Source organism: Salegentibacter sp., assembly GCF_041642575.1.
Taxonomy (GTDB): Bacteria; Bacteroidota; Bacteroidia; order Flavobacteriales; family Flavobacteriaceae; genus Salegentibacter.
In genome coordinates, this window is the sequence record NZ_JBEPWD010000073.1 from 1 (window position 1) to 5,380 (window position 5,380).

General features: G+C 41.0%; 6 protein-coding genes. 1 reads left to right on the forward strand and 5 read right to left on the reverse strand.

The window, feature by feature from the left end; genetic code table 11:
- Positions 1–79: 79 nt before the first annotated feature.
- From xerA to ACESK1_RS10210, 3 genes are all read right to left on the reverse strand, one after another.
- On the reverse strand, positions 80–1,246 hold the full coding sequence (gene xerA, locus ACESK1_RS10200; RefSeq protein WP_372920080.1) for a site-specific tyrosine recombinase/integron integrase: 1,167 nt from the start codon (positions 1,244–1,246) through the stop codon (positions 80–82).
- 242 nt (positions 1,247–1,488) lie between these two features.
- Complete coding sequence (locus ACESK1_RS10205; RefSeq protein WP_372920081.1) at positions 1,489–1,917, reverse strand: DUF4268 domain-containing protein; 429 nt, start codon at positions 1,915–1,917, stop codon at positions 1,489–1,491.
- Between the two features lie 2 nt (positions 1,918–1,919).
- Positions 1,920–2,588 carry a ZIP family metal transporter gene (locus tag ACESK1_RS10210; RefSeq protein WP_372920082.1) on the reverse strand — a complete coding sequence of 223 codons (669 nt, stop codon included), beginning with the start codon at positions 2,586–2,588 and terminating at the stop codon, positions 1,920–1,922.
- Positions 2,589–2,767: 179 nt separating this feature from the next.
- On the opposite strand from ACESK1_RS10210, the gene ACESK1_RS10215 reads away from it, so the two are divergent.
- Positions 2,768–3,922 (forward strand): class I SAM-dependent RNA methyltransferase, encoded by a 1,155-nt coding sequence (locus ACESK1_RS10215; RefSeq protein WP_372920083.1) that lies wholly within the window; start codon positions 2,768–2,770, stop codon positions 3,920–3,922.
- Positions 3,923–4,137: 215 nt separating this feature from the next.
- Here the strand turns inward: ACESK1_RS10215 and ACESK1_RS10220 are convergent, their stop codons facing one another.
- Positions 4,138–4,371, reverse strand: coding sequence for a hypothetical protein (locus tag ACESK1_RS10220; RefSeq protein WP_372920084.1), 234 nt, complete (start codon positions 4,369–4,371; stop codon positions 4,138–4,140).
- 827 nt (positions 4,372–5,198) lie between these two features.
- On the reverse strand, positions 5,199–5,380 hold a 182-nt coding region (locus ACESK1_RS10225), incomplete at its 5' end, for a DUF6048 family protein (protein WP_372920085.1).

Genomic DNA, 5,380 nt, shown 5'->3' on the forward strand with positions numbered 1-5,380 from the left:
TCATTTTAAATTGTATTTGCTTTTATTTTAAAGATAATTCTTTTGTCTTTCAAAGTAATACACTTTTAATCCAGATTATTTAATCCAGGTTATTGTCAGATATCCGTGGGTTGCTTTTATTTTTATCCTTTTTCGTGAGGGATTCCAGCGTCACATCTAATGGACTCCTTATCTGCATCAGGTCTTTTTGTGTAACGTGGGTATAGATCATAGTCGTCTCTGGGCTTGAATGTCCCAGTAAACTCTGGATATACCTGATGTCTATCCCGTTTTCAAGCATATGTGTTGCAAATGAATGCCGTAAACAGTGCGGGGTAACCCGCTTTTTCAATCCCGCCTGCCGGCACGCCTGCTTCAGGGCCGCCCTAACACTTGAGCCTGAATATTGACCACCATTGGCACCTTCTACAAAATAAACTTTTGGCCGGTAGGTGTTCAGGTAGTTCATTAATAAGGGAACAAAACTTTCAGCCATGGTGACAAAACGGTCTTTACGGCCTTTGGCTTTTCTTACAATTATTTGCCGGCGATCTATATCTATGGCATTTAATTTTAGGTTTAATGCTTCTCCTATTCGCAGCCCGGAGGCATACAACATAGCAAACAAAGCCCGGTGCTTTAGGTTGCGTGTGGCCCGTAGCAGGTCTATAACTTCTTCCTTAGATAAAACCGTTGGCAGGCTTCTGTCCTTTTTAGGAGTGCTAATCATTTCAGCTTCCAAATCGGGTAATCGCTGTAAGCTGGCAAAATGCTTTAATGCACTCACACATTGCCGGTGGGTGCTAATCGCATAATTCCTGCCCGCGATCTCCCGCTCAAAATATAACTCCAGGTCCCGGTTGGTTAATTCATCAACCGACTTTTCCAGGCTAAGCAAAAACTTTTCTATAAAACTTTTATAAGTCCGCATCGTACTATCGCTGTAACGCTTTCCCTTCAAATAAGAAAGATAGATGTTCAGTAATTCCTGCTTTGGTTTACTCAACTGTTTGATTTCGGTAGCAGGCGTCGATTTTACCCCGGCCAGTGCCGAGTAGTCAATATACCTGCCCTTAGTTTTGAGTATCTCGAAAAGCTTGCTTTTGTTTTTTTGAGAAAAGGGCAAATAGTAGCAGCGGTTTGTTCTGCTCCAGCGTATCCCGGATACTTTACCCACTTCCTGGTTAAGCTCCATATTAAAAGGAAAAGACACCCCAATATGCAGCGCTCCCCGGTGTTTTAAAGGATATAATTTGATTTCTAACATTCGAAAAAGTTTATAAACCTCAACATAAACATTCTGCTCCCTTTTTTCACTGCGGAAAATCCCTCCTTTTTAGTGCCGAATATTTTAGGCTGAATTTGCCTGATCCTTTTTCTACGGAATTTTTTTGCTGAAGGAATTTGAAGCTGCGGAAGGAAATGTGAAAGTTTCCGTTTGAATTATTTCTGAAAATTCTGAAGCCTAAAAGCTGAAATTAATTTCTTCCTTATTACACCCACAACCTGCTACGCGCTAAGATAATCGCGGTATTCTTCAAAGAAAGCTTCCAGCTGAAGCATATGCTCATTTAAGAATTTCATCACCTCGGGCCATTGCTGCCGGTTGTGAATATTCACCCCGTCCAGCTGCACATAAACCCTGGAGATCGTCTTTCCCTCGGGCAATTCATAAGCTTCCTCAAAAACAGCATCCGGCAGGTATTCATTCCTGAGGATCTGCTTTAAACTAAGCAGTTTTTCAAAATAGTAGGCGCGAACGAGTTCATCGGGATCGATAACGTCCAGGGAAACCTGCGCAAATTTCCGGTTGAAAGTGAATTTAAGCTGGATCTCCTTCTGTTTGGTATCGTAGAGGATCCACTTCGTTCTGTAAACTATTCCGAAACTCGTCCAGAACTGCTCCCGTAATTTTTTACTTTCTTCCTTACTGAACATACTTAAATAAAATAAGCCAGCAGGATCCCTGCGACGATCACCAGCAATTTCGAGGCGTTGAACTTATGATTTCTGGAAGCTTCAAAAAGGATAGTGGTCGAGACGTGCAGAAAGATCCCTATCACTATCGCATTGAGATACACCGAACTTTCTGCGATAAGCGGCACATTCATCTTTAAGAAACTACCCAGCGGAGTCATTAGCGCGAAGATTCCCAAAAACAGAAAAACCTTCCATTTGGCAAGCTTCGAGTGAATTAGGAAAACCGACAAAATTGCGGCTACCGGGATCTTGTGGATCACCACTCCGTGTAATAAATGCCCTTTTTCATCAAGCGGTACCCCTTCCAGTAAAGCGTGAATACTTAAGCTTACCAGTAACATCAAGGGGAAAGCAGTGCTTTTATCGGTGGTATGCATGTGCCCGTGTTCCACTCCTTTGGAGACGAATTCCAGCAGGATCTGCAGCAGCAGGCCCAGCATAATAAAAATTCCAATCCCGTCTATCGCTTCCGCATAAACTTCAGGCAGTAATTCAAAAATCGTGACCGATAGGAGGTAAGCTCCACTAAAACTAAGCAGTAATTTAAAACCGGTAGAAGTCCCCGGATTCAGAAAACGTGAAATAACATAGCCGATAAGAACCGAAACTAAGGGTAATAAGTAGATCATTAATTGCTGAATATGATAGATGTTTGTCGGCTTCTTTCCCGAAAATTACACGGCACCGACTCCCTTTTTCCTCTTTAACTGTACCCTTAAAATTATAAGATATAGTCTTTTCATTCCTCTCCTGTTCTTCGGCACATCCGCCAAAATTAATGTATTTTTGCCATCTCTAAAAAAGCGATATGGATAATTTTAAAATGATAGCCAAGACTATGTATGGTTTTGAGCCAATACTGGCTAAAGAATTACTGAGTCTTGGTGCAATGGATATTAAAGAAGGCACCAGAAACGTGAGCTTTTACGGCGACCTGGGCTTTATGTACAAAGCGAACCTCTGCCTGCGTACTGCCATTAAGATCCTGAAACCTTATCGCAGCTTCAGGATCAATTCTGAAGAAGAACTCTATAAGAATATATATGCGCTGCCCTGGGAAGAATTTATGGGCGTAGACGATAGCCTGGCCATAGATGCTACCGTTCACTCTGAAATTTTCACACATTCCCAGTATATCTCTCTTAAAACCAAAGATGCTATCGTAGACCGGTTTCGGGATAAATTTGGGAAGCGCCCCGATGTAGACCTCGATTTCCCTACGCTGCGAATCAATATACATATTGAAAAGAACTTCTGTAATGTTTCCTTCGATAGTTCCGGGCAATCCCTGCATAAACGTGGCTACAAGACTGCCACAAATATCGCCCCCATCAACGAAGTGCTTGCCGCAGGACTGCTGCTGCATTCAGGTTGGGATGGCCAGAGCGATTTCCTGGATCCCATGTGCGGAAGCGGAACCATTCTCATCGAAGCGGCAATGATCGCCTGTAATATTCCGCCAAACCTGAATAGAAAGGAATTTGCCTTCGAGAAATGGAAAGACTGGGATGAAGCCCTGTTTGAACAAATTGAGGAGTCGGTGCTTAAAAAGGTAAGGGAATTTCACTTCAGTATCAAAGGTTACGACAAAGCGCCTTCAGCCGTTCACAAGGCCATAGACAATATTGAAAATGCCAATCTTTCAGAATTCATCAAAGTGGAAAGACAGGATTTCTTCGAGTCTCAAAAGGAAGGGGAGCGGCATTTGCATATGTTGTTTAATCCGCCGTACGGCGAAAGGCTGGAAATAGATATGCCTGCTTTCTACAAGTCAATAGGCGATACCCTGAAACAAGGCTATCCCGATACCGATGCCTGGTTTATCACCTCCAACCTGGAAGCCATAAAACACGTAGGCCTGCGACCCTCAAGAAAAATAAAACTATACAACGGCGCCCTGGAATCCAAACTCCTTAAATACCAGATCTATTCGGGTACCAAAAAACGGAAACGGATGGAGTAGAATTTATTTGTTGTACCGTCATTCCAGGCTTGACCCGGAATCTCATCCTGAGGTTGCGTATTTAAAAAACAAATTATTTAATGAAATCTGGTTTCGGGAGTCGGGTTAGGCAAAAAAAGGAGGTCTGTCAAGTTAAACACCGAACAACAAACTTCAAATAACAAACAAATTGAATAAATTTTCAGCAAATTTTGACCAAATTATTTCTAACTTCATTATTTATATTTAGATAATAATTCAGAAGTTTTCTTGAAACGATTATTTTTAAAATCTTCTTCTGATTGGTCAATTCTTTGGTCAAGTTCTTCTTGTGTCATCGGGTTGAAGTCTTTCTCAATGACATTTTTTTTCTCTTTCTTTAGAACTTTCTCAAGTCGGGAAATGGCTTCCTCACTCTGAAGTTGTAGAAAGTCTTTTATAAACTCTATTTTTCTAGCTTCTAAGTCCATCTTTCAGCTTTTTATCAAAAATACGAATTCTAATTCAATACTATTTGTTTGAAAAATTATTTTGGTCAGCTTAATATTAAAAGTAAATAGGAACATTCCGAAGATTAAATAATAAACTCTATTTTCTTCACATTAAAGCCTGTCCCGAAGTGGTTTCGGGAGTAGGGTAAAGGAAAAAAGAAACTTTTGTCCAGGCAAAATTGAAAGATACCGAATAAACGCCTCTCGACTCCCGAATTAACGAATCTCCAGGTAACCAACCAAAATCCACTCTCCACTCTCCACTTTACACTAACTGCAAACCACAAACTACAAACAAAAAACAACCGAGAACAGACTACCGACTAAAGACCCCATAGCAATTGAGCCAATGATTAATTTCACGTCATCCCGGACCTGATCCGGGATCTCACCCTGATTGGGTGTTGGTTGTTAAGAGTTTAAGTAGAGTGAAAAGAAAGAAGAGACCAGTAATTACTATTTTTGATAATGAAAATTAATGTTTAAAACCGGTCAACCCTATTCAGTACTCTACAAACTCACAACCGAGAACCGTCTACCGACTAAAGACAAAAGACTATCGACTATTTCTTATAAATAGTTATCAGATAAGTGATCCCATAGTAATTGAGCCAATGATTAGTTTCACGTCATCCCGGACCTGATCCGGGATCTCATCCTGATTGGGTGTTGGTTGTTAAGAGATTATGTAGAGTGAAAAGAGGGAATTAGAAGGAGAAAGGACCCACAACCGAGAACCGAGAACCCACAACCGAGAACTCATAACCGAGAAAACCGTCTACCGTCTAAAGACAAAAGACTATCGACTATTTCTTATAAATTGGGATGAGATAAGAGATCCCATAACCATAACCTACACCAAAATTACTGTCGTCATAAGTGCGGTTAAATCCGGGAATAGTAAGGTTGTCGAAGTTATTTGGTGTTTTCTGAAAAAGCCTGCGTTTCAACTGAACATTAGCCGTGAGATAAAGGTTATTCAGGATCT